This is a genomic window from Campylobacter vulpis (genome assembly GCF_014217995.1).
In the GTDB taxonomy this organism is placed as follows: Bacteria; Campylobacterota; Campylobacteria; order Campylobacterales; family Campylobacteraceae; genus Campylobacter_D; species Campylobacter_D vulpis.
This window is the reverse complement of record NZ_CP041617.1, coordinates 179,920-200,159: the sequence shown is the minus strand read 5'-3', so window position 1 is coordinate 200,159 and position 20,240 is coordinate 179,920. Positions and strand designations below refer to the sequence as shown.

The window sequence follows — 20,240 nt, the reverse complement described above, 5'->3', positions numbered from 1 at the left end:
TATTTTTGCTACAATCAGGCTTTTTAAATGAAAAGAGGTAATATGATACACGCAGAAAAAATTTGGCTCGATGGAAAGCTTGTCGATTTTAAAGATGCGACCTTGCATTTTCTTACCCACTCTTTACACTATGGAAATGCTGTATTTGAGGGAACTAGAGCATATAAAACGGATAGAGGTTTGGCGATTTTTAGACTAGAAGAGCATACAAAAAGACTGCTTGAAAGTGCCAAAATTACGCTTTTGAACTGCCCTTTCTCACAAAAAGAGCTTCAAAACGCTCAAATAGAACTTTTAAAAGTGAATAATTTTAAAGAAAATACCTACATACGCCCTTTAATCTTCTTAGGTGATGGCGTTATGGGACTTTACCATATCAAAGCACCCGTGCGTGTGGGAATCGCCGCTTGGGAATGGGGGGCTTACCTAGGTGAAGAGGGGCTTGAAAAGGGCATTAGGGTTAAAATTTCTTCTTTTGCTAGAAATAGCGTCAAATCTTGTATGGGTAAGGCTAAGGCAAGTGCAAATTACCTCAATTCTCAAATTGCCAAATTTGAAGCCATAGAGGCAGGCTATGAAGAGGCTTTAATGCTTGATGAAGAAGGTTTTGTAGCGGAGGGAACAGGGGAGTGCTTTTTCATCGTTAAAAACGGCGTTTTAATCACTCCGCCTAATGATTTTTCTCTTAAAAGTATCACGCAAGATACCGTGCTTAAAATCGCTCACGATTTAGCAATCCCCGTGCTTAGACAAAGAATTTCACGCGATGAAGTTTATACAGCAGATGAGGCGTTTTTCACAGGCACAGCCGCAGAAATCACGCCTATTAATAACATTGACGCGAGGATTATAGGCAATGGCTTACGAGGAACAATCACAAAAAAAGTCCAAGATGCCTATTTTGACATAGTTTATGGGCGTAATGAAAAATATGCCTCAATGCTAACTTATATTTAAAGGAAAACAATGCCAGCAGATTTAAACGATTATTTTAATAAAAAAAATGGAAATTCAAACAGCGGAAACAATCAGCGTCAAAATTTCAATTTTAAGACTCCAGAATTTAATTTTAAAGGCTTTGGTAAATTTGCACCTGTGATTTATACACTTATTATCATTGTTTTGGTTTTAATTGTCGCAAAACCTTTTGTTATCATAAATTCCGGTGAAATGGGTATTAAGGCACGCACAGGTCAATATGATCCTAATCCTTTAGAGCCCGGACTTCACTTTTTCCTACCTTTCATCGATAGGGTGATTGTCGTGGATACTAGAGTAAGACAGATTAATTACGCTTCTTTAGAAGGAACGAACGAAAATTTAGGAATTGGCACAGGTGTGATTAATAAAAATAGCATTTCCGTGCTTGACTCGCGTGGTTTGCCTGTGTCTATTGATGTAACAGTGCAGTATCAATTAAATCCTATTCAAGTGCCTCAAACCATAGCCGTTTGGAGCTTAAACTGGGAAAATAAAATCATCGACCCTGTTGTGCGTGATGTGGTGCGTAGTGTCGTAGGACGCTACACGGCTGAAGAATTACCAACCAATCGTAACGCCATAGCCACACAAATTGAAGAGGGCATAAGAAAAACCATCGTAGCTCAACCAAATGAGCCTGTCGAACTTAGAGCTGTGCAACTTAGAGAAATCATACTTCCAGCCAAAGTTAAAGAACAAATTGAACGCGTTCAAATCGCTAAGCAAGAAGCCGAAAGAACAAAATATGAAGTTGAAAGAGCCAACCAAGAAGCCCTTAAAAAAGCTGCATTAGCAGAGGGTGAAGCAAATGCGACTATCATCAGTGCTAAGGGTAAGGCAACAGCTGTAAAGATAGAAGCGGACGCACAAGCCTATTCTAATAAAGAAATTGCACAAAGTCTTAACACACCTTTGCTTAATTTAAAACAAATCGAAACACAAAAAGCCTTTAATGAAGCCTTAAAGGTTAATCAGGACGCAAAAATTTTCCTAACTCCGGGCGGTGCAGTGCCTAATATCTGGGTTGATACTAAGGATGCTAAAAAACAAAGTGCAATTAGTCCAAACTAAAGGAACTAAGTGGAAAACATAAAAGAGTGGATTCTTTTTTATACCAGCCATTTTTATTTAGCAGATTTTATGCTTATTTTGCTGGTATTTTTGTTTTTCACTTGCATTTTATTTTTATGTATTTTTCTAAGCCACAGACCCGTCATAGCCCTATTTATCATCGCTTTAGATATTATCGCTTCATTTTTCATTTATATTTATGCTTACCGCTTTATCGATTTTGAGTTAAGAAGTAGGATTACAAGCATACAAAATCAAAGAATCATACAAAGCTCTGGAGCTTTTATAGTCGATTTTAACATCACAAATACCTCTAAATTTAACTTTAAAGATTGTAAAGTTACTGCCAAACTTTATCAAAATCCAAATGAAAATGATAATTTCATCACTCGTTTTAAAAAACGCTTTATAGCCTTTAGACAAAAAAGCAAAAGTTTTAATAATTTAGAAAAAGGTAGCACCCAGTTTCAAAGAATAGCCTTTGACAATTTTGACAAAGAGGGCAATTATACCCTTCGTTTAAGCTCGGAGTGTTTTTAATGCAATTTACCTTTTTTCATATCCTCGCCTTTGTGCTTTTACTCGTTTGTTTCGCCCTAATTTGCGTTTTAATCTTTCTCAAATTTAAACAAAAAGAAATCGCTCTTATTCTTTACAGCATTAACACTATATTTATGGCGATTTTAATTTATTCTGTTTTAACGACCATTAGCGAATTTACCACACAAGCTTCACTTTCTAAGCTCACTTATACTAGAGATCTAAGGCACGAAAGCCTCATTGTAAGTGGCAGAGTGCAAAACCTTACAAAATACGACATTAAAAAATGCTACTTGCATTTAAGTATTACTAACAAAAAGGCAGTCGGCGGAGAGGTTTTTGCCGATGAAAATCTCAAAAACGCCACGATGAAAAATACAAGCGCAACCTACACCATAGAAATAGCCAACAAACTCCCAGGCAACACCTATAAAGAATTTAGTGCCAAAGTCCCTTTTCCACCGAGCTTTGACAATGCTGAATTTTATCACACTCTAAAATGTATCTAGCGTGAAAGTCTTAAATTTTTTCTATGAAAATCACCCCAAATTTGAGCTAAATTATGAAAGAAAACTTAAGCTCTATCCTGCAAATATCCTTTTAAAAGGTGCGAAAAATAGTGGCAAAAAACGCCTGATTTTAAATTTTCTCTCTTCTTTTAAAAGTGAAGAGGTGCTATTTATCGACCTTGAAGATGTGCGTTTTGAAAAAGAAAGTCTAAATAACTTAACACCTTTTTTAAAACAAAATACGCAAATAAAAATTCTCTGCCTCTATAATGCTCCTACTAATTTAAACTTTCAAAGCCCCATAAATACCATAGTTTGCACAAATAACGCTTTACTGAATTTAAAAGGCTTTAAGGAACTTTTTTTAAATTTTTGCGATTTTGAAGAATTTATTAGCATTAGCAAAAAAAATCTCCCCATACAACAGCTCTTAGGACTTTTCCTACAAAACGGACAAAAAGAGCATAATAAAATTTCCCCGAAAGAATTCAGTTTTTTAGAGCTTGAAATTTTAAAATACTTAGCCCTCAATTTAGGCAAAGAAATTAGCATTAATCAACTTTTTCTAAGCCTTAAAACAAAAATAAAAACCTCAAAAGATAGTGTCTATAAAAGTATAAAAGATTTAGAAAATCGCTTCATTATCACAATTTTAACGCACGGAGAAAAAAAACTTTTTAAAATTTATTTTAAAGATTTTAGTCTAAGAAATGCCCTTTGCATACAAAAAAATTTTAACGCCCTTTTTGAAAATATGCTTTTATGTGAGCTTTTTAAGTGTCAAGAAAATCTTTTTTATAATAAATTTTTTCATTTTTACACGCATCATCACGCCTATATCTCAAGCCCGACCTTAGACATAGATCTTATTAAACTAAGGGCTAAAAAAATCCTACCAAAAGCCCTTGAACTCGGTATTTTTCATATCGTTTTCATCACACTTTCAAGCGAAGAAAGCTTTTTTGAACAAGGCGTTAAATTTGAGATTTTACCATTTGATAAGTGGGCTTTGAGTTTTTAAGTCATATTCCATAAGTTTATACTTTTGTATCACTTGACTTACCATTTTAATATAGCTTCCACCAAGCTCGGAATAAGAATGAAGACTTTTAGCCGCCTCAAGTCCGCTAAATTCTCTACCATCTTTAGCAAATTCGTAGCGTTTCTTGCGAAAATTTTCATAAGCAAAATGACGATTTAAATTTAGCAAATAAGAATCCACACTTTCCTCCAAGCTATCAAAAATGCGAATTTTATGCTTAGAATTTGGCGCTCTATTTTCAGGAACTATGCCTTTTTCTCCCCAAGTCCATTCTCCAAAAAGATTATTTGCTTCTCTTGCAAAACGGCTTGTTGCGGTTGCACTTTCAATCAAGGCTTGTGCCATTGCCAAAGATTTAGGCACTAAACGCATTTTTTCATCATACTCCTGCCAAGAAAAGAGATTTTTAACGCGGTATTTTTCCCTTAAACTTGCAAGTTTGATTAAGCCCTCACTTTCCCTAAAGCCATTTTTAGCACTATTTTCTAAAAACAATTTTACAAAAGCCCTATCTTTAGCCACCTTAGCAAAAGAGCGGTCTAAAAGCGTGTTCATTTTCGCAAAAAAAACAGCTCTTCTTTCTTCACTTGGAAGCTTATAATAACTTTCATCAAAACCAGCAAAAGCTAGAGAGAATAGGCTAAGAAAAATAATAATTCGCTTCAAAACAGCACTTCACCTTACCCTTAAAATAAATTTTCTCATCTTTTAAAGAAAAACCAAGCTGTTCCCCACTTTTTGGGACAACTTTAACTTTATCCTTAATCCTTTTTTGCAAATATGCCAAATAAAAACAAGCTCCCATTCCCGTCCCACACGCTAAGGTTTCATCTTCAACCCCACGCTCAAAGGTTCGCACTTTCATCAATTTATCATCGATTATTTGTGCAAAATTCACATTAGCATTATATTTTTTTCTTAAAATTTGACAGGTTTTTTTGTCAAATTCCTCAATATTTTCACAAAAATGCACCAAATGCGGCACTCCAGTATCACAATGCTGCCACACCCTCCCCCCAAATTCAAAAGGCTCTTTAATATCCCTTGCCCCCCCCAAAACGACCTCAACTCCACTTTTTTTCACACTCGCTTCAATCACTCCCGCCTCGCTTAAAAAACGCATCTTAGATCCCACGCCATTATTATAATACGCAAAATGTGCCGCCGCTCTTGAGCCATTCCCACACATCGCCGCTCTTGAGCCGTCCTTATTGTAAAATTCCCATTCAAAGTCGTATTTTTCGTGGGGTAAAATCACTATCATACCATCAGCACCAACGCCCTCATAACGATTACACAAAAGGAGTGCTAACTCGCTTCTATTTGCTTTTTTACCAGCATTGAAAATCACAAAATCGTTCCCACTAGCACAATATTTAAAAACCTTCACCCCTACTCCTTTAAACTTTTAATAAATTTAACACAATTTTGCCTAAATTCTTCATAAGAGCCAGTGTTTTCTATCACAAAATCTGCCATTTCACGCTTTTTTTCTATATCCATTTGTGCCTCAATCCTCTTTAAAGCTTCTTCTTTATTTAAACCATCTCTTTGCATTAATCTTTGCAAACTCAAATTTTTAGGCGCATAAATCAGCACGCTTTTCCCTAAATTTTTATAAAAATCACTTTCAAAAAAAAGCGGAACTTCTACAAAAAAAATGCGTCCTTTTTGCTCTAAAATTTGCATTTTTTCAAAAAGCTCTTCGCGAATTTTAGGGTGCATAAAATTTTCTAATTTTTCTTTAGCTTCTTTATCATTAAAAATTAAATTTGCAAGGATTTTTTTGTCAATCTTGCCCTCTTTATCTAAATTTAAAGAAAAAAGTTCTGCTAATAAAGCGGCATTATTTTGCAAAATATCATTAGAAATAGTGTCCGCACTAAGGCTTTTAAAACCTAGTTCATTTGCTATTTTTATAAAAGAACTTTTACCACAAGCTATGCTCGCACTCACAAAATACGCATTTTTCATTTTATACCTTGTCGAAACTTTTTTTGACTAAAATACCCTTTAAATTCTTAAAGGTAAATAAATGATTTCATACGAAGATGCTGGAGTAAGTATAGATAATGGCAACGCCTTTGTAGAGGCTATCAAACCCCTTGTAAAAGAGACTTTTAACCAAAATGTTATCGGCGGTATAGGCTCTTTTGCTGGGGCTTTTAGACTGCCAAGCGGCTATCAAAAGCCTGTGATTTTAGGGGCGACTGATGGGGTTGGCACCAAACTACGCCTTGCTATTGATGCGAAAAAATATGGCACCATAGGACAGGATTTAGTGGCGATGTGTGTGAATGATTTGATTTGTAATTTTGCTACGCCTTTATTTTTTCTTGATTATTACGCTACGGCAAAGCTTGAAGTAGAGGTCGCAAAAGCTGTGGTTGAGGGCATAGCTAAGGGCTGCAAAATGGCAAATTGTGCTTTAATAGGCGGAGAAACGGCTGAAATGCCCGGAATGTATGCTAAAGATGATTTTGATTTAGCGGGCTTTGCGGTAGGTATAGCCGAAGAAGAAGAGTTAGAACGCTCAAATTATGTCAAAAATGGGGATTTACTTTTAGCACTTCCTAGTTCCGGGCTTCACTCAAATGGCTATTCTTTAGCTAGAAAGGTGCTTTTTGAAAGCCTTAAAATGAAATTTGATGATAAAATCGAGGGTAAAGATTTAATCGACATCTTACTTGAGCCTACACGCATTTATGTAAAAGACTTTTTAGCTATAAAACCCTATATCAATGCTCTAGCACACATCACAGGGGGGGGCTTAGTTGAGAATTTGCCACGCGTTTTACCCAAAGGCTTAGGTGCTGTAATAAGAAAACATCATTTAAAAACCCCTGAAATTTTCTATCACATCGGCGAAAGGGTCGAAGAGGCTGAAATGTATCGAAGTTTTAATATGGGCATTGGCTTAGTGCTTGTCGTAAGTCCTAGCAATGCCTCTAAGGTTCTAGAAAGCACAGATGCCTTTATCATCGGCGAAATTGTGATTAATGAGGGCGTGGTTTTAGAATGAGACGCATAGTCTTTCATCAAAACGGCTTTGGCGATTTGCTCGTATGTTTTAAAGCCCTTTATGCTATAAAATGCCTTTATCCAAAGGATAAACTCGTCTTAGCACAAAAGGGCTTTAGTGATGAAAACTTTCTTGAAAATATCCCTTTCATTGATGAAATTTATACTGGGGATAAGAATTTTGAAAATTTAAAAAGTGATATTTTTATCACAAATATACGCAATTCAAGCTTTTTTAAAACCCTACATAAACTTAAACTAGGACGCATTATCACCCAACCTCATCTTCTTAGTCTCCTTTATTTTGACACACCTATGCCTTACAAAAGAGCTAAACTTCATATGAGCGAAATTGCTCTAAAGCTCGTAAGAGCCATAGATAAAAGGCATTATGATACGAATTTTTCTAAGATTAATTTTAAAGAAGTGAAAAATTTACTCCCCAGTGATGATACTTTAAGCGAAAAATTCTTTAAGCAAAATAAGCAATTTTCCAAAATCATCGCCCTTAATATTTTTGGAAATCAAACTGAAAACATAGGCTTTAACCTCCTGCCTAAAACTTGGCTTGATTTAAGTAAAAATTTGAGTGAAAAATTCCCTGAAATTTTATTTATCTTAGTTAATTTCACACACAATACCTTACAATTTAACATTAAAGAAAAAGAAAATTTAAAAGTCTTTGTTAATAGTGATAGCATAGCCTCTCTTGTAGCTTTTTGCAACAGACTTGATGGGCTTATCTCTGTGGATACTGGCATAGTGCATCTTTGTGATATTTTACAAATTCCAAGCCTCATTTTTATCCCAAAACATACTTTTTATAGGTTTAGTGGCGGAAGCTATGGAGGGAAATGTGAAAAATTTTCTCTAGAAAATGGTTATCAAAAAAACTATGCTAAAATTATGCAAATTTTTTATAAAAAAGCAAATCACTTTACTACAAGGATTAAAAATGAAAATTCTATCTAAAATGGCACTAGTTGCTATTATTTCACTTACGGGGGTTAGTGCTATGGACTGCACGGCTATTTATGGAAAAGGTAAAGAGCAAATCAAGCTTGCCACAGGAAGCCCGGGAGAACTTGGACTTTTAGAAGCTTTAGCTAAGGCTTTTAATACTAAACATAATAGCTCTCTTTGTTGGATTAAAGCAGGAAGTGGAGAAAGCTTAAGACTCCTCAAAGAAAAACAAATTGACATCGCTATGGTGCATGCACCAAAAGCAGAAAAAGAAGCGATAAAAGAGGGCTGGGCAGCCAATAGAACTCTCATTGGATCAAATGAATTTTATATCCTAGGACCAAAAGATGATCCTGCTGATATTAAAAATTCAAAAAATGCCAAGGAAGCTTATAGTAAAATCGCACAAAAACAAGCACTTTTTTACACAAGAGCGGACAATTCAGGCACACACAAGAAAGAGATGAGCATTTGGAAAAATGCAAATGTCAAGCCTAGTGGAGCGTGGTATGTGGCAAATAAAGATTTTATGTTAGCCACCTTAAAAAAAGCAGATGAGACAAAGGGTTATTTTATGAGTGATTCTAGCACTTATAAACTTGCAAAAAATGAACTAAAAAATTTAGAAATTCTTTATGCAGGCGATAAAGTCCTAATCAACACCTATGTTGCGATGACGACAGAAAATCCTTCAAAATTAGCACTTCTTTTTGTAAAATTCTTAAGTTCAAAAGAGGGGCAGGATATTATTGCAAATTACGGAAAAGAAAAATATAAAGAAAATTTATACGAAAATGCCGCTTACGCGAAGCAGTATTTTGAGTGAAAAGGGAGCTTTTTAGCTCCTATTTATATCTAAAAGTAATACGACCCTTATCAAGACTATAAGGCGTAAGCTCGACCTTAACCCTATCTCCTGGCATAATGCGGATATAGTGCATACGCATTTTACCTGCTATGTGGCATAAAATGATATGTTTATTATCAAGTTCAACTTTGAAATTTGCATTAGGTAAAGCTTCGATTACATTTCCATCAATTTCTATGACATCATCTTTTGCCAAAATTTATCCTTTATAAGTCAATTTAAAGCCGTCATTTTAACAAAAAAAAGGTTTTTTTACAAGAAAAAAAATGTGTAAAAATATCGCTTTTTTTGAAAGCATATTAAAATATTAAGCAAAAATTTGCTAAAATTGCCTTTTTGATTTTAAGAATTAGCCTTTTGAAGGAATATAGATGAAAGATTTATTTTTATTTAGCTCTTTAATCGACCCAAGTCATACTTTTTCATACTTTTTTCACTTAGCTTTGGTAGCTTTATTTGCTGTGATTATTGCTAAACTTTCTACCCGTTCGATGCAGCTTATCCCAAGGGGGATGCAAAATATCAGTGAAGCCTTTTTAGAGGGCGTTTTGTCTATGGGTAATGATACTATGGGTAATGAAAAGTCCGCTAGAAAATACCTCCCTCTCGTGGCGACTTTAGGTATTATTGTATTTTTTAGTAATATCATCGGCATTATCCCGGGTTTTCACGCCCCAAGTGCAAGTTTAAATTTAACCCTTTCCTTAGCCTTAATCGTCTTTGTGTATTATCATTTTGAGGGCATTAAAACGCAAGGTGTGGTAAAATATTTCGCCCATTTTATGGGACCCGTGAAAATTCTAGCTCCTTTAATGTTTCCTATTGAGCTTGTTTCTCACTTTTCTCGTGTGATTTCTTTATCCTTTCGTTTGTTTGGTAATATTAAGGGCGATGATTTATTTTTAGCCGTTATTTTGGCTCTTGTGCCTTATATAGCTCCACTTCCTGCTTATGTGCTTTTGACCTTTATGGCATTTTTGCAAGCCTTTATTTTCATGATTTTAACTTATGTCTATTTAGCGGGAGCGACCATTGTAGAAGAGGGGCATTAAGCCCTGACGCTACTTGGCAAATTTAGCAAGGTTTTTTCTAAAATTTTCGTATTTTTTAACGCATCTTTTTGACAATTTTGATACATCTTTAACCCTGCCAAGCTTTTCCACACAGGACGAACAAAAATTTGATTTGCAAGGCAAACTTTAATAAATTCTTTTCTCAAACTAGGTTTTTTAAATTTTAAAGCACAGAGCCAAAAATTACTTTTCTCTCCCTCATTTTCATTGACAAATTCACAAAATTCACTCTCTTTAAAAAATTCTTTATAAAGTTTAGCCGTGTTTCTTTTATCAATCAAAAAGGCATTAAGCTTTTTCATTTGTGCTACGAGCAAGGCGGCATTAACATTACAAAGCCTATAATTAAAGCCTAGCGTATCGTGCTTATAGTGATAAGCATGAGGGATTTTAGCAGTTGTGCTTAAATGCCTTGCTCTTTTAGCGATTTTTTCATCGTCTGTTAGCACCACGCCCCCACAGCCTCCTGTGATGATTTTATTGCCATTAAAGCTATAAATTCCACATTTTCCAAAAGTGCCTAAGGCTTTATTTTGAAAAAAGCTCCCAAGTGCCTCTGCGGCGTCTTCGATGAAGATGAGATGATATTTTTCACAAATTTTCTTAAGCTCTACAATTTCGCCACTTAAACCAAAAGTGTGCATTAAAACTAAGGCTTTGATGTGCTTTTTTGTGTGCTTATTGAAACATTTTCCATTTTTAATAAAGGTATTTTTTGCTAAAAATTCACTCACAGCCCTCGCACTTAAACTTAGCGTTTTTAAGCTCACATCTAAAAAAATAGGCTTTGCACCAGTATAAGCAATGGCATTTGCAGTCGCTACAAAGCTTAAAGCTTGTGTGATAACTTCGCATTTTTCATCGATTTTATTTGCCAAAAGGGCGATGTGAAGGGCTGAAGTGCCGCTATTTGTCGCTATGGCGTATTTTGCGTTGCTAAATTTTTTGATTTGCTCCTCAAATTCGCCTACAAATTTCCCCACACTTGAGACAAACCCACTTTCTATACATTCATTTAAAAGCGTTTTTTCCTCCGCCCCAAAGCAAGGCTCGTGAAGGGCAATTTGCTCTTTTTTATAAAGCTCTTTAATAAAAGCAATTTCTTTTTCAAACATTATAAATCCCTGTTTTATAAGCATTTAAATTCGCTTTCACATAAGCTAAAGTTTGCTCTAAACCCTCTTTGAGTGAAACCTTACTTTCCCACGCACTCACGCTTTTTAACTTAGAACTATCACAAAGTAACCTCGTAACCTCGCTATTTTTAGGGCGAAGTCTTGTTTTATCTTGAGTGATTTTAACTTCAACTTCACTTAACTCACAAATCAACTCTAAAACCTCGCTCATTGTATATTCCACACCACTGCCTATATTATAAACCTCGCCAAAGTCGCCATTTGTGAGTAAGGTCGCAAAACCCTCGCAAGTATCCCGCACGAAATTTAAATCCCTCTTCGTGCTTAAATCCCCCACCTTAAGTTCCCTCGCTCCGCTTAAAATCTGCACCATCATCGCAGGGATAAAAGCCCTTGCACTTTGACGCGGACCATAAGCATTAAAAGGACGCGCTACAATGATAGGCAAATTAAAGCTATAAAAATAACTAAGAGCAAGCATATCTGCACCGATTTTACTCGCAGAATAAGGACTTTGAGGCTGGAGAGGGTGCTTTTCATCAATGGGCGTATAAATCGCACTTCCATAAACTTCACTCGTTGAAGTATGGATAAAGCGTTTAATGGCGTGTTTTTTAGCCGCTTCAAGCAAATTTAAAGTGCCTTGTATGTTAGTATCAACATAACTTTGCGGTGCAGCGTAAGAATAAGGTATGGCAATTAAAGCTCCTAAATGTAGCACCGCATCAACGCCTTTTACAAGGCTATCGCAAAAAAAGCTATCCCTTAAATCTCCACTGACAATCTCCAAATCCTCCCTACACTCCAAATGCTCCAAATGCCCCCAAAAATTAAAAGAATTATAAAAACTCAAAGCCCTAATTGCATAACCCTTAGCGTGTAAAACCTCGCAAAGATGTGAGCCTATGAAGCCGTCCGCTCCTGTGATGAGAATTTTTTTCATTGACTTAGCCTTTCTACATATTTGCTTAGATCCTTTGCTTTTAGAGCATTTTCAAGCGGAGTGATAGCAAATTTTAGCGTTTCTTCTTGTGCTTTTACAAAGCCAAAAATGCTTTGCATAAAATCAAGATGTTCTTTAATATAAAGCACATTTTTATTAAAAAAATCCTCTTTAGTGAGAGGATTTAGCACTAAAATTTTATTTAAATTCATACAAAAATGTGCAAAAAAGGAGTGGATAAGCTCATAAAAAACACTACTAATCACACTAAATTCATCTCTAAATTTATCAACCTTTAGCACAAGTGAAAAACTCGCACTCGCACCCTCTTCTAAATCAAGCGTATTAAGCCTTAAAAACTCAGGCTCGATATCCTCATAATAAGCCCTTAACATCGCTTGAAACCCTACACATTCTTTAAAAGCTTTTTTGACTTTAGCATAGGCTTTAAGGGCGTATTCTTTTTGCTTATCCTCGCTTAAAGACTGGAGCTTCTCTAAGTTTTGCTTATTTTCACTAAAATCCTTGCAACACTCGCTAAAAGGCTTTTCTATCATACCCTCTATCCTCGCACCTCCCTCTGTGGCGTTATAAATCTTAGCACTTACGACATATTTAATTAAATCCTCCAAAATCTGCCTAAAGAAAATCCATATCTCGTGGCTATTTACAAAACCCTCCCCACCATAAGCTACAACCTTGACTTTCTCATAAGCCTCGCTTTCAAAATTTGCACTATGTTGATAATCCTTAGGATGCGAATACCCCACATCATTATAAGCTAAGTCCTGTCCAATGAAAACAAGCTCCTTAAACTCAAGCTCTAAAGCTATGGCTAAAGCCATATGTGCCACGCTCACAGCAGAAGATAGCAGGGCAAAAGCCTTTAAATCAACATATTGTGCGAAATTTAAATGTTTTGGGATTAGGACATAATCTCTCCCTCTTTTTTCTAAATACTCAACGGCATTTGGATGCACTAAAGAAGCGAGTAAAAAAGTTGTTTTTTTATCCTTATCCCCAAAATCGTGCTTAAAAAACTCCGCCGTAAAGTCCGTGCGTTCTACCATACACACATAATCAGGCACGATGTCATTTTGCATTAAGATAGGATAAGCACTATCAGCCGCAAAAATGATAACTTTTTCTTGCACCTCTTTTAAAAGCGGAAGTTGTTTAGTAAGACTTGGTCCCGTGCTAACAATCACGCAAGATTTAAATTTAGCCTTTCTTTTTGCCAATAATTCTTTTAAGCTAGGATTTTTAATCATAGAAGCTAAATTATACACATATTGTCTAATGCCCTGTAAGGCGTCTTTTGGGTCGTTTCCCTGCTTTAAAATGCTCTTTTTAAAACCCTCCATTAAAAAGGAATTTAGGGCTAAAATTTCCTTTTGCTCTGTCGCATAAAAATCACTCATAAGCTCTAAAAAATAAGTCCTAGAATAAGCTAAAAAAGGCTGGGTCTCAAAAATATACTCCATTTGGCTCACTTCATTAAAAATCAAAAGCCTTTTTTGTGCTAAAGCCGTGCTTAAATCAATGTTTGACAAAACAACATAAAGCAAGGCTAAATCTTTCTCATAAATAACTAAATGACAATGATAAGGATTTTGCAACAAATTCTCTATCATAAAAGCATTAGAAATACCATAAAAATAAAGCACAGGATAAAGCAGATACTTTTCTTTAAATTCCTTTAGCCTCTCTTCAAATTCCTCATAATCAAACACCAAACTCCCATTTTCTGCAATGAAATTTTTATAAAACACTCTTTCGTTTTTTGCATATTCCTCCGTAATTTTAAAGGCATTTTTGTTTTTCTCATCAAGGCTTAAAAGTGCGTTTTGTAAAGAGGGACTAAGATGGGCTAAATTTCTTTCAAAAATACCAGACATCAAAGCCCCCAGCCATCTGCTACGACTAAGGTTTGCCCTGTGATAAATTTGGCCTTATCGCTCAGTAAAAATGCTATCATTCCGCATACATCACCAGCTTCTAGCATTCCCTTACTCGCACAACATTTTCGGTAAGCTTTTAAAAAGCTATCAACTTGATTATCCAAAATTCCCCCACTTGCTAGGGTATTAACCCTGATATTTGTATTAAAAAGCTCTTTAGCCATCCACACGCCAAGATGATTAATCCCCGCTTTTATCACGCTATATTCTAAAGAACTTTGCATAGAAGTTCCCGCATAATTTTCAAATTTAGGCGCATAAACGCCCATAATGGAGCTAAGATTGATGATATTTCCATAGCCTTGCTTTTTAAAAAACTTCACAAAAGCATTTGCCGCTAAGATAAAGCCACCAAGATGTAAATTTAAACTCTCACAAATTTGCTCAAAACTAGCCTCATAATAACCCACTTTCCCCCAGTCCTTTCCGCAAGGATAACTTGCATTTACAAAGCCATCAATTTTAGCAAAATGCCGCACAGCCTGACTAATAGCACTTTCTAAGCTTTCCTTACTTGTAATGTCAAGCCTCACGCTTAAAAATTCGCCCCTTAATCCTTGCGTAAGTTTGCTTAAATTCGCTTCATTGATGTCTGCTAAAACAAGCTTAGCATTTTGCTCTAAAAGCTCCTTACTTAATGCAGAGCCTATACGCCCACAAGCTCCAGCTATGAAAATGACCTTATCCTTTAGCATTTAGCCTCCTTTCTCTTAGTAAAAACTCCACAATTTTAAAATCTAATTCGCTATCAATGTCAAAGGCACTCTCCTCACTCATCACATATAAAGCCGTTTTCGTGCCAAAAACATCATCTTGCTTTAAAAGCCTCTCCCTATCAAATATATAAATGCTCGCATTCATATCATAGCATTTAGGTGCTTCTTGACGGCACACAAAAGAACAAGGCTTAGAAGTATCAAAGCCTCCCTCTTTAAGTTCTTCGATGAGATTAAAATAAGGATTACGCCTAGCAGGAACGGCGGTAATTAAATTCTCATAATCCCCACTTTTAAACAAGGCGTAAGCTTTTTTAATATCTTCACTCGTGCGAAGGGGTGCGGTAGCGTCAAGGTCGATTAAGGTGTCAAATTGCCTCTTAAAATGCTCCTCACTTCTTAGTAAAGCGTCCCTTATTACAGGCACTTTTGCCGCACTATCACTACTCATCGCTGCTTCTCTTTTGAAAAAAACCTCGCCGCCATATTTTGTAGCGACACTAGCTATCTCATCGCTATCGGTGCTAATGACTATATGCTCAAAAAGCCCGCTCTCTTTTGCTTGTAAAATGCTATAAGCAATGAGTTCAAGTCCGTCAATTTTACGGATATTTTTATTTTTAACGCCCTTACTTCCGCCCCTAGCGCAAATCGTGCAAAGTATCATTTCCTTACCTCATCACAAAGTTTTAAAAGCCTTTTTGCAACTTTGAGTGTGCAAAGGTTTTTATCATTTCTTAAAACCGCTTTTTGAAGTTTTGCTAAAAGACTGATGGTATCGCTTTGATAATTTAAAATTTCACTTTCATTTTCTTTAAAAATGCTTATTTTAGCCTCTCTTAAATCCACGCTTAAGCTTAGTTTTTTCGTATGGATAATGATTTGTCTTTTTTCAAATTTAGAAAAATAATTCAGCCTGATATGCACTTTTAAACCCTCTTTTTCTAAGGCTAAAAAGGCAAAATCATCGCTTTTTATCTCAAGCTCACTTATTTTGGCATTTTGAGAAAATTTAAGCCTTAAGTCTTTAAATAAAAATAAAGCCAAGTCAAGCTCGTGAGATAAATCAAGCAAAACGCCCCCACCAAGCTTCTTTTTCGCACTATAATTTTGTCTATAATCCACACTTCGCCACTTAGGCAGATAAGAATCGCACTCCAAACTCGCAAAATAAGGCTTTTCATCTTTTAAAAGCTCTCTTAATTTCTCCACCACACTATGAAAACGCAACAAATAAGCCACAAAAATGCGGTTTTTCCCACTTTCTTTAAAGGAGTAATTTTTCTCAAAAAGCGGTTTTTCCACTAAAATGCTTTTATTTTTCAACCTTTTATCTAAAAATTGAAGAGTTTTGTAATGCTTAGTAGTAATATTTGCGATGATAAAAAGCTCAAATACACTTAAATCAAGTCCTTTTAAAGAACGATAAATTGCAAATTCCCCAAATTCCTCAAATAAGCTTTCATTAGCACTTTTTGACACGACACTCACTTCAAAACCAAGGGTTTTAAGGGCTAAAAAATGCTTTTTGCCTATGCTTCCAAAACCAATAATTAGGGCTTTATTCTTTGATTTCATCATTTGCCCTTTTAAATTCCTCAAGTCTGCCTATATCAATCCAATAATCTTCTATCAAAAAGGTATTCACGCGACCCTTTTGCATCACTTTTTCTATAAGCTCTGGCATATCAAGGTAGGTATTTTTAGCTAAAAGCTCCAAAATTTGCGGCTCACACACATAAATACCCGCACTAACTAAAAAGCTTTGCATAGGCTTTTCCTCGATGTGTGTGATAAAGCCATTTTTTTGCTTAATCACCCCATAAGGCACTTGCTGATGAAATTCTCTCACACAAACGCTCATCAATGCTCCGCTTTTTTGATGTGCTTTTAAAAGCTCGTTAAAATCAAGTTCTGTTAAAATGTCCGCATTCATCACAACAAAACTTTGCTCCATTTTATGCTTTATGAGACTTAAAGCCCCTGCCGTTCCTAGCTTTTTACGCTCTTTCACATAAGAAATGCTTACATCAAATTCTGCACCCTTTTTGAAATAATCCTCAATAATTTGCCTTTTATAATTCACGCAAAAAATGAATTTCTCAAAACCTTGTGCGTGAAGTCTTTGAATAATATTTTCTAAAATAGGCTTTTTACCAACCTTTAGCATAGGTTTTGGCGTTTCTTTGGTCAGCTCTTTAAGGCGTGAGCCAAGCCCTCCTGCCATTAAAATAACATAAAAGGGGAGTTTTTTCGTGCTTAAAAGTGAAGAAATAGAGCGGATAGAAACGACCTCTCCCTTTTTATTTAAAACAGGAAAATCGTAAATATCCGTCTTAGCACTTAATTCTAAAAGCTTTTGTTTGCTTGTATTTTCTGCTATGGTAATGGGATTTTTGGTATAAATTTCTTTAATATTGCTCTTTAAGGTTTTGCCATTAATCAAAGCTTTTCTAATGTTAGAATCCGAAATGATTCCTAAAAATTCCCCCTTTTTACCTACCACTACGCCAAGCCTAACCCTCTCTTTTCCTATAATCTCAAGGGCTTTTTCTATGCTAGAATTTACACTTAGTTTTAAACTTTCAATATTCATTTTCTATCCACAAAATCTTTTTGTAAAATTGTAGCTAAATTTGTATTTTTAATCACATCTTTTATAAAAATCGATGGACTTTTTTTACTTTCAAAAGGGTTTTTAAAATGCTTCATTTTTTCTTTAAATTCCTCACTTTCAAGCCTTTTAAAAGCCTTTTTTAAATCTTTCATCTCACAATCTATGATGTTAGAGCCTCTTAACCTGCCTTTTTGTCTATCGCCTATATTAATGCAAGGGGTTTTAAAAAAGCCACTTTCACAAATCCCACTTGAGCTATTTCCCACCACTGCTTTAGCGTGTTTTAAGGCACTTAGATACTTAAGCGCTCCAAGATTATCAAAAAGCTTTGCTTTATGCGTGTTTTTAAGGCAGTAATTCTTTAGGGCTTGATTGATTAAAAGTCCGTTTTCATCGGCATTTGCCTTAGTAAAAATTAGAGTAATGTCTTTAAGCGTATCTAAAAAATCAAGTAAAATTTGCACTTCTTTTTTTGTATTTTTCAAATTTAGCGTTTCGCTGTGATAAGTGATGAGTAAGAAATTTTTAAGGCTTAAACCAAGCTTATTTTCAAGCTCTTTTTTGCTTAAAAGCTTTAATTTTTTGACATTTTCCCCCGCTAAAGAGCCGACATTAAAAATTCTTTTTTTCTCCTCTCCAAGCTGCATAAGCCTTTTTTTATAAGCTTTGGTGCTTACAAAATGAAGACTAGCCATTTTAGAAATGCTATGCCTAATGCTGTCGTCCATCGCGCCTAAAGTAAGCTCCCCACCGCAAAGATGAATAATAGGGATATGCATCATCAAAGCCGCACTTGCAACACCCAACATTTCATATCTATCCCCTAAAATAACCACCGCATCAGGCTCTAATTCATCAAAAGCCTCCGCAAAACCACTCACCGCCACCGCCAAGCTTTTCGCAAGGCTTAATCTATCGTCATTATCCTCTAAAATGGGAATTTTACGCGTGATGTTAAAATCTTTTTCGATTTCTTGATAAGTATTACCAAAACCCTCGCTCAAATGCGCCCCCGTTACCAAAAGCAAAAGCTCTATTTCCTCATCTTTCTCAAGCTCTTTTGCCAAATTCCATAGCAAATACCACTCCGCCCTAGTCGCACTCACAAGGGCTATTTTTTTTCTATTCATTGATAAGCTCATCTTTTTTGTAGGTTTTTAACGCCCTTTTTCCTAGATACTCCTCATAACGCATCGCACTTATGCCGTTTCCGGGGCGTTTTGTCGTTAAATTCTCTATGCTAAATTTCTCACCTTTTTGAATTGCACATCTTGCCACCAAGCTTTTTCTAGCGATGATTTTATTTTTCGCTTCGCTTTTACTTGCTTTTTTTATGCCACTTCCTAAAGCCTTTTCAAGCTCTCTTACACCCTTACACAGTGCCTTTAACTCTTCAAATTCCAAACTCGCCCTATGGTCAGGTCCTTCCATCGTCTTATCTAGGGTAAAATGCTTTTCTATCACCACAGCACCCAAAGCTACCGCACCCAAAGACGCCACGATACCCTCAGTATGGTCTGAATACCCCACCTCAAGTTTGAAAGCCTCTCTTAAAGTTTTAATCGCGTTTAAATTTACATCTTCAAAAGGCGTTGGATATTCGGTATTACAATGTAAAAGCGTGATCTTTTTCGTGCCGTTTTTGCGTAAAATTTCAAGGGCAGCTTCAATCTCACCCAAATTTGCCATACCTGTGGATAAAAACACCTTTTTTTTACATTTTGCCACCGCTTTTAGATAAGGTAAATTCGTAATTTCTCCACTTGGAATTTTAAAATAAGGCAAATCAAGCTCTCTTAAAAACTCCACACTTCTTAAATCAAAAGGCGTGGATAAAAAAACGATATGATGCTTTTTACAATGCTCTATAAGCTCAAAATGCGACTCGTAAGAAAGCTCGAGTTTTTTTATCATCTCAAGTTGGCTTTCCTCCTTAGTAGTGCTTTCTAGCTGATATTTTGCCTTTTTCGCACTCACACTGACGCAATCCTTTGCTTTAAAGGTTTGAAATTTCACCACATCAGCCCCTGCTTTTGCGGCTTGTTCGATGAGTTTTTTCGCTAAGTTTAAATCTCCATTATGATTCACCCCTGCTTCTGCGATGATAAGCACTTTTTTCACTCTTTAACCCCTACATAAATAAAATGATGCGCACTACCCTCAAATTCATAAAAATAAATCGGGTCATACTCTCCCAAATATAAGCATTTAAAAGGCTTAAAAAGCTCTTTCAAATCTGTCGCATTTTTGACAAAATGAATATAACTTGTCTCATTAAGCCTACCCTCTAAAACAACCTTTCTAAGCCCTTGCGAGTCCTCTTTTCCTGCGTGTTTGAAATAATAATTTTTCTCGCTCATCATCGTCGCAAAAAATACAGCCCCCTTTTCGCTCATTTCATAAAACTCGTCCATATTTTGCACTAAAGTGTTTTTAGGTAAATAATAAAGACTTTGATTTGCTAAAATTAAATTCATCTTTTCCTCAAAAAGTCCCACGAGACTGGCATTAGGCTGGATAATCTTACACCCCCCCCCCCCCCCAACAAGTTTTTCATAAGCTTGCTTTAAGCTTGGCACTATATCCACACCAAAGCATTGATAGCCCTTGCTTTTAAAAAAGGCACTATGCACACCATTTCCGCAACCAAAATCAAGCATATTCCCCGCTTTAAAATCAAGCTTGTATTTTAAAATTCTCTCATAAAATCTTACAATATGCCCATCGGCAAAACTAAGTCCGTAATTTAAATCATCATATTTTTTTGTATAAGCTGATAAAGAATTTTGCATTGTTTAT

The 20,240-nt window shown here is 35.7% G+C and carries 23 protein-coding genes; 9 read left to right on the top strand and 14 right to left on the bottom strand.

Annotation, left to right across the window (positions count from 1 at the left end; genetic code table 11):
* Positions 1-42 precede the first annotated feature (42 nt).
* The 5 genes from ilvE to CVULP_RS01030 are packed head-to-tail and all read left to right on the top strand — an operon-like array spanning position 43 to position 4,122.
* Complete coding sequence (gene ilvE / locus CVULP_RS01050; RefSeq protein ID WP_099507893.1) at positions 43-957, top strand: branched-chain-amino-acid transaminase; 915 nt, start codon at positions 43-45, stop codon at positions 955-957.
* 9 nt (positions 958-966) lie between these two features.
* Positions 967-2,052: a prohibitin family protein gene (locus CVULP_RS01045; protein WP_099462646.1), complete on the top strand. Its 1,086-nt coding sequence runs from the start codon at positions 967-969 to the stop codon at positions 2,050-2,052.
* A gap of 9 nt (positions 2,053-2,061) precedes the next feature.
* A complete protein-coding gene (locus CVULP_RS01040) occupies positions 2,062-2,592 on the top strand; it encodes a DUF2393 domain-containing protein (RefSeq protein WP_257874423.1) in 531 nt (176 codons plus the stop codon).
* Positions 2,592-3,101, top strand: a complete 510-nt coding sequence (locus tag CVULP_RS01035) for a DUF2393 family protein (protein WP_099462683.1) — start codon at positions 2,592-2,594, stop codon at positions 3,099-3,101. Before CVULP_RS01040 ends, CVULP_RS01035 begins: the two co-directional genes overlap by 1 nt.
* A 1-nt stretch (position 3,102) precedes the next feature.
* Positions 3,103-4,122 (top strand): ATP-binding protein, encoded by a 1,020-nt coding sequence (locus CVULP_RS01030; RefSeq protein ID WP_099462649.1) that lies wholly within the window; start codon positions 3,103-3,105, stop codon positions 4,120-4,122.
* Here the strand turns inward: CVULP_RS01030 and CVULP_RS01025 are convergent.
* From CVULP_RS01025 to coaE, 3 genes are read right to left on the bottom strand one after another with little or no spacing between them, the layout of a single operon-like run.
* A complete protein-coding gene (locus tag CVULP_RS01025) occupies positions 4,090-4,809 on the bottom strand; it encodes a glucosaminidase domain-containing protein (protein ID WP_099507891.1) in 720 nt (239 codons plus the stop codon). The two genes, CVULP_RS01030 and CVULP_RS01025, sit on opposite strands and share 33 nt — an antisense overlap.
* Complete coding sequence (gene dapF, locus CVULP_RS01020; protein WP_099462652.1) at positions 4,784-5,533, bottom strand: diaminopimelate epimerase; 750 nt, start codon at positions 5,531-5,533, stop codon at positions 4,784-4,786. Before dapF ends, CVULP_RS01025 begins: the two co-directional genes overlap by 26 nt.
* A gap of 2 nt (positions 5,534-5,535) precedes the next feature.
* Positions 5,536-6,117: a dephospho-CoA kinase gene (coaE, locus tag CVULP_RS01015; RefSeq protein ID WP_099507618.1), complete on the bottom strand. Its 582-nt coding sequence runs from the start codon at positions 6,115-6,117 to the stop codon at positions 5,536-5,538.
* Between the two features lie 61 nt (positions 6,118-6,178).
* Between coaE and purM the strand changes: the two genes are divergently transcribed.
* The 3 genes from purM to CVULP_RS01000 are packed head-to-tail and all read left to right on the top strand — an operon-like array spanning position 6,179 to position 8,953.
* Positions 6,179-7,165: a phosphoribosylformylglycinamidine cyclo-ligase gene (gene purM / locus CVULP_RS01010; RefSeq protein WP_099507617.1), complete on the top strand. Its 987-nt coding sequence runs from the start codon at positions 6,179-6,181 to the stop codon at positions 7,163-7,165.
* Positions 7,162-8,136, top strand: coding sequence for a glycosyltransferase family 9 protein (locus tag CVULP_RS01005; protein ID WP_099507616.1), 975 nt, complete (start codon positions 7,162-7,164; stop codon positions 8,134-8,136). The genes purM and CVULP_RS01005 overlap by 4 nt, the downstream gene beginning before the upstream one ends.
* Positions 8,120-8,953 carry a substrate-binding domain-containing protein gene (locus CVULP_RS01000; RefSeq protein WP_257874422.1) on the top strand — a complete coding sequence of 278 codons (834 nt, stop codon included), beginning with the start codon at positions 8,120-8,122 and terminating at the stop codon, positions 8,951-8,953. Before CVULP_RS01005 ends, CVULP_RS01000 begins: the two co-directional genes overlap by 17 nt.
* A gap of 19 nt (positions 8,954-8,972) precedes the next feature.
* Here CVULP_RS01000 and infA read toward each other — a convergent pair whose 3' ends face one another.
* Positions 8,973-9,191 carry a translation initiation factor IF-1 gene (gene infA, locus CVULP_RS00995; protein WP_004275892.1) on the bottom strand — a complete coding sequence of 73 codons (219 nt, stop codon included), beginning with the start codon at positions 9,189-9,191 and terminating at the stop codon, positions 8,973-8,975.
* 175 nt (positions 9,192-9,366) lie between these two features.
* Between infA and CVULP_RS00990 the strand changes: the two genes are divergently transcribed.
* On the top strand, positions 9,367-10,047 hold the full coding sequence (locus tag CVULP_RS00990) for a F0F1 ATP synthase subunit A (protein ID WP_099462660.1): 681 nt from the start codon (positions 9,367-9,369) through the stop codon (positions 10,045-10,047).
* Here CVULP_RS00990 and CVULP_RS00985 read toward each other — a convergent pair.
* Genes CVULP_RS00985 through CVULP_RS00940 form a run of 10 tightly spaced genes read right to left on the bottom strand, consistent with a single transcriptional unit; the run spans position 10,044 to position 20,233 of the window.
* Positions 10,044-11,183, bottom strand: a complete 1,140-nt coding sequence (locus CVULP_RS00985) for a LegC family aminotransferase (RefSeq protein ID WP_099507883.1) — start codon at positions 11,181-11,183, stop codon at positions 10,044-10,046. The two genes, CVULP_RS00990 and CVULP_RS00985, sit on opposite strands and share 4 nt — an antisense overlap.
* Positions 11,176-12,147: a GDP-mannose 4,6-dehydratase gene (locus CVULP_RS00980; RefSeq protein ID WP_099462664.1), complete on the bottom strand. Its 972-nt coding sequence runs from the start codon at positions 12,145-12,147 to the stop codon at positions 11,176-11,178. Before CVULP_RS00980 ends, CVULP_RS00985 begins: the two co-directional genes overlap by 8 nt.
* On the bottom strand, positions 12,144-14,045 hold the full coding sequence (locus CVULP_RS00975; protein ID WP_099507881.1) for a motility associated factor glycosyltransferase family protein: 1,902 nt from the start codon (positions 14,043-14,045) through the stop codon (positions 12,144-12,146). Before CVULP_RS00975 ends, CVULP_RS00980 begins: the two co-directional genes overlap by 4 nt.
* Entirely contained in the window at positions 14,045-14,803 is a 759-nt protein-coding gene (gene ptmA / locus CVULP_RS00970; protein WP_099507878.1) for a flagellin modification protein PtmA, read from the bottom strand. The genes CVULP_RS00975 and ptmA overlap by 1 nt, the downstream gene beginning before the upstream one ends.
* Entirely contained in the window at positions 14,790-15,491 is a 702-nt protein-coding gene (locus tag CVULP_RS00965) for an acylneuraminate cytidylyltransferase family protein (protein WP_099507876.1), read from the bottom strand. The genes ptmA and CVULP_RS00965 overlap by 14 nt, the downstream gene beginning before the upstream one ends.
* Positions 15,488-16,405: a Gfo/Idh/MocA family protein gene (locus CVULP_RS00960; RefSeq protein ID WP_099507874.1), complete on the bottom strand. Its 918-nt coding sequence runs from the start codon at positions 16,403-16,405 to the stop codon at positions 15,488-15,490. The genes CVULP_RS00965 and CVULP_RS00960 overlap by 4 nt, the downstream gene beginning before the upstream one ends.
* Complete coding sequence (locus CVULP_RS00955) at positions 16,386-17,420, bottom strand: nucleotidyltransferase family protein (RefSeq protein WP_099507871.1); 1,035 nt, start codon at positions 17,418-17,420, stop codon at positions 16,386-16,388. Before CVULP_RS00955 ends, CVULP_RS00960 begins: the two co-directional genes overlap by 20 nt.
* Positions 17,417-18,571, bottom strand: a complete 1,155-nt coding sequence (gene neuC / locus CVULP_RS00950; RefSeq protein ID WP_099507870.1) for a UDP-N-acetylglucosamine 2-epimerase — start codon at positions 18,569-18,571, stop codon at positions 17,417-17,419. Before neuC ends, CVULP_RS00955 begins: the two co-directional genes overlap by 4 nt.
* Positions 18,564-19,562, bottom strand: a complete 999-nt coding sequence (gene neuB, locus CVULP_RS00945; RefSeq protein WP_099507868.1) for an N-acetylneuraminate synthase — start codon at positions 19,560-19,562, stop codon at positions 18,564-18,566. Before neuB ends, neuC begins: the two co-directional genes overlap by 8 nt.
* The gene (locus CVULP_RS00940) at positions 19,559-20,233 is read right to left on the bottom strand and encodes a methyltransferase domain-containing protein (protein ID WP_265415677.1); all 675 of its coding nucleotides are present in this window, start codon (positions 20,231-20,233) and stop codon (positions 19,559-19,561) included. Before CVULP_RS00940 ends, neuB begins: the two co-directional genes overlap by 4 nt.
* Positions 20,234-20,240 lie beyond the last annotated feature (7 nt).

Excerpts from the sequence above, each read along its gene's own strand:
- CVULP_RS00965 (WP_099507876.1), bottom strand. The coding sequence starts at position 15,491 with ATGATACTTTGCACGATTTGCGCTAGGGGCGGAAGTAAGGGCGTTAAA.
- coaE (WP_099507618.1), bottom strand. The coding sequence starts at position 6,117 with ATGAAAAATGCGTATTTTGTGAGTGCGAGCATAGCTTGTGGTAAAAGT.
- CVULP_RS01005 (WP_099507616.1), top strand. The coding sequence starts at position 7,162 with ATGAGACGCATAGTCTTTCATCAAAACGGCTTTGGCGATTTGCTCGTA.
- CVULP_RS01045 (WP_099462646.1), top strand. The coding sequence starts at position 967 with ATGCCAGCAGATTTAAACGATTATTTTAATAAAAAAAATGGAAATTCA.
- ilvE (WP_099507893.1), top strand. The coding sequence starts at position 43 with ATGATACACGCAGAAAAAATTTGGCTCGATGGAAAGCTTGTCGATTTT.
- CVULP_RS00990 (WP_099462660.1), top strand. The coding sequence starts at position 9,367 with ATGAAAGATTTATTTTTATTTAGCTCTTTAATCGACCCAAGTCATACT.
- ptmA (WP_099507878.1), bottom strand. The coding sequence starts at position 14,803 with ATGCTAAAGGATAAGGTCATTTTCATAGCTGGAGCTTGTGGGCGTATA.
- CVULP_RS01000 (WP_257874422.1), top strand. The coding sequence starts at position 8,120 with ATGAAAATTCTATCTAAAATGGCACTAGTTGCTATTATTTCACTTACG.
- CVULP_RS00975 (WP_099507881.1), bottom strand. The coding sequence starts at position 14,045 with ATGTCTGGTATTTTTGAAAGAAATTTAGCCCATCTTAGTCCCTCTTTA.
- CVULP_RS01035 (WP_099462683.1), top strand. The coding sequence starts at position 2,592 with ATGCAATTTACCTTTTTTCATATCCTCGCCTTTGTGCTTTTACTCGTT.
- CVULP_RS00955 (WP_099507871.1), bottom strand. The coding sequence starts at position 17,420 with ATGAATATTGAAAGTTTAAAACTAAGTGTAAATTCTAGCATAGAAAAA.
- CVULP_RS00960 (WP_099507874.1), bottom strand. The coding sequence starts at position 16,405 with ATGATGAAATCAAAGAATAAAGCCCTAATTATTGGTTTTGGAAGCATA.
- purM (WP_099507617.1), top strand. The coding sequence starts at position 6,179 with ATGATTTCATACGAAGATGCTGGAGTAAGTATAGATAATGGCAACGCC.
- CVULP_RS00940 (WP_265415677.1), bottom strand. The coding sequence starts at position 20,233 with ATGCAAAATTCTTTATCAGCTTATACAAAAAAATATGATGATTTAAAT.
- CVULP_RS00985 (WP_099507883.1), bottom strand. The coding sequence starts at position 11,183 with ATGTTTGAAAAAGAAATTGCTTTTATTAAAGAGCTTTATAAAAAAGAG.
- CVULP_RS00980 (WP_099462664.1), bottom strand. The coding sequence starts at position 12,147 with ATGAAAAAAATTCTCATCACAGGAGCGGACGGCTTCATAGGCTCACAT.
- neuC (WP_099507870.1), bottom strand. The coding sequence starts at position 18,571 with ATGAATAGAAAAAAAATAGCCCTTGTGAGTGCGACTAGGGCGGAGTGG.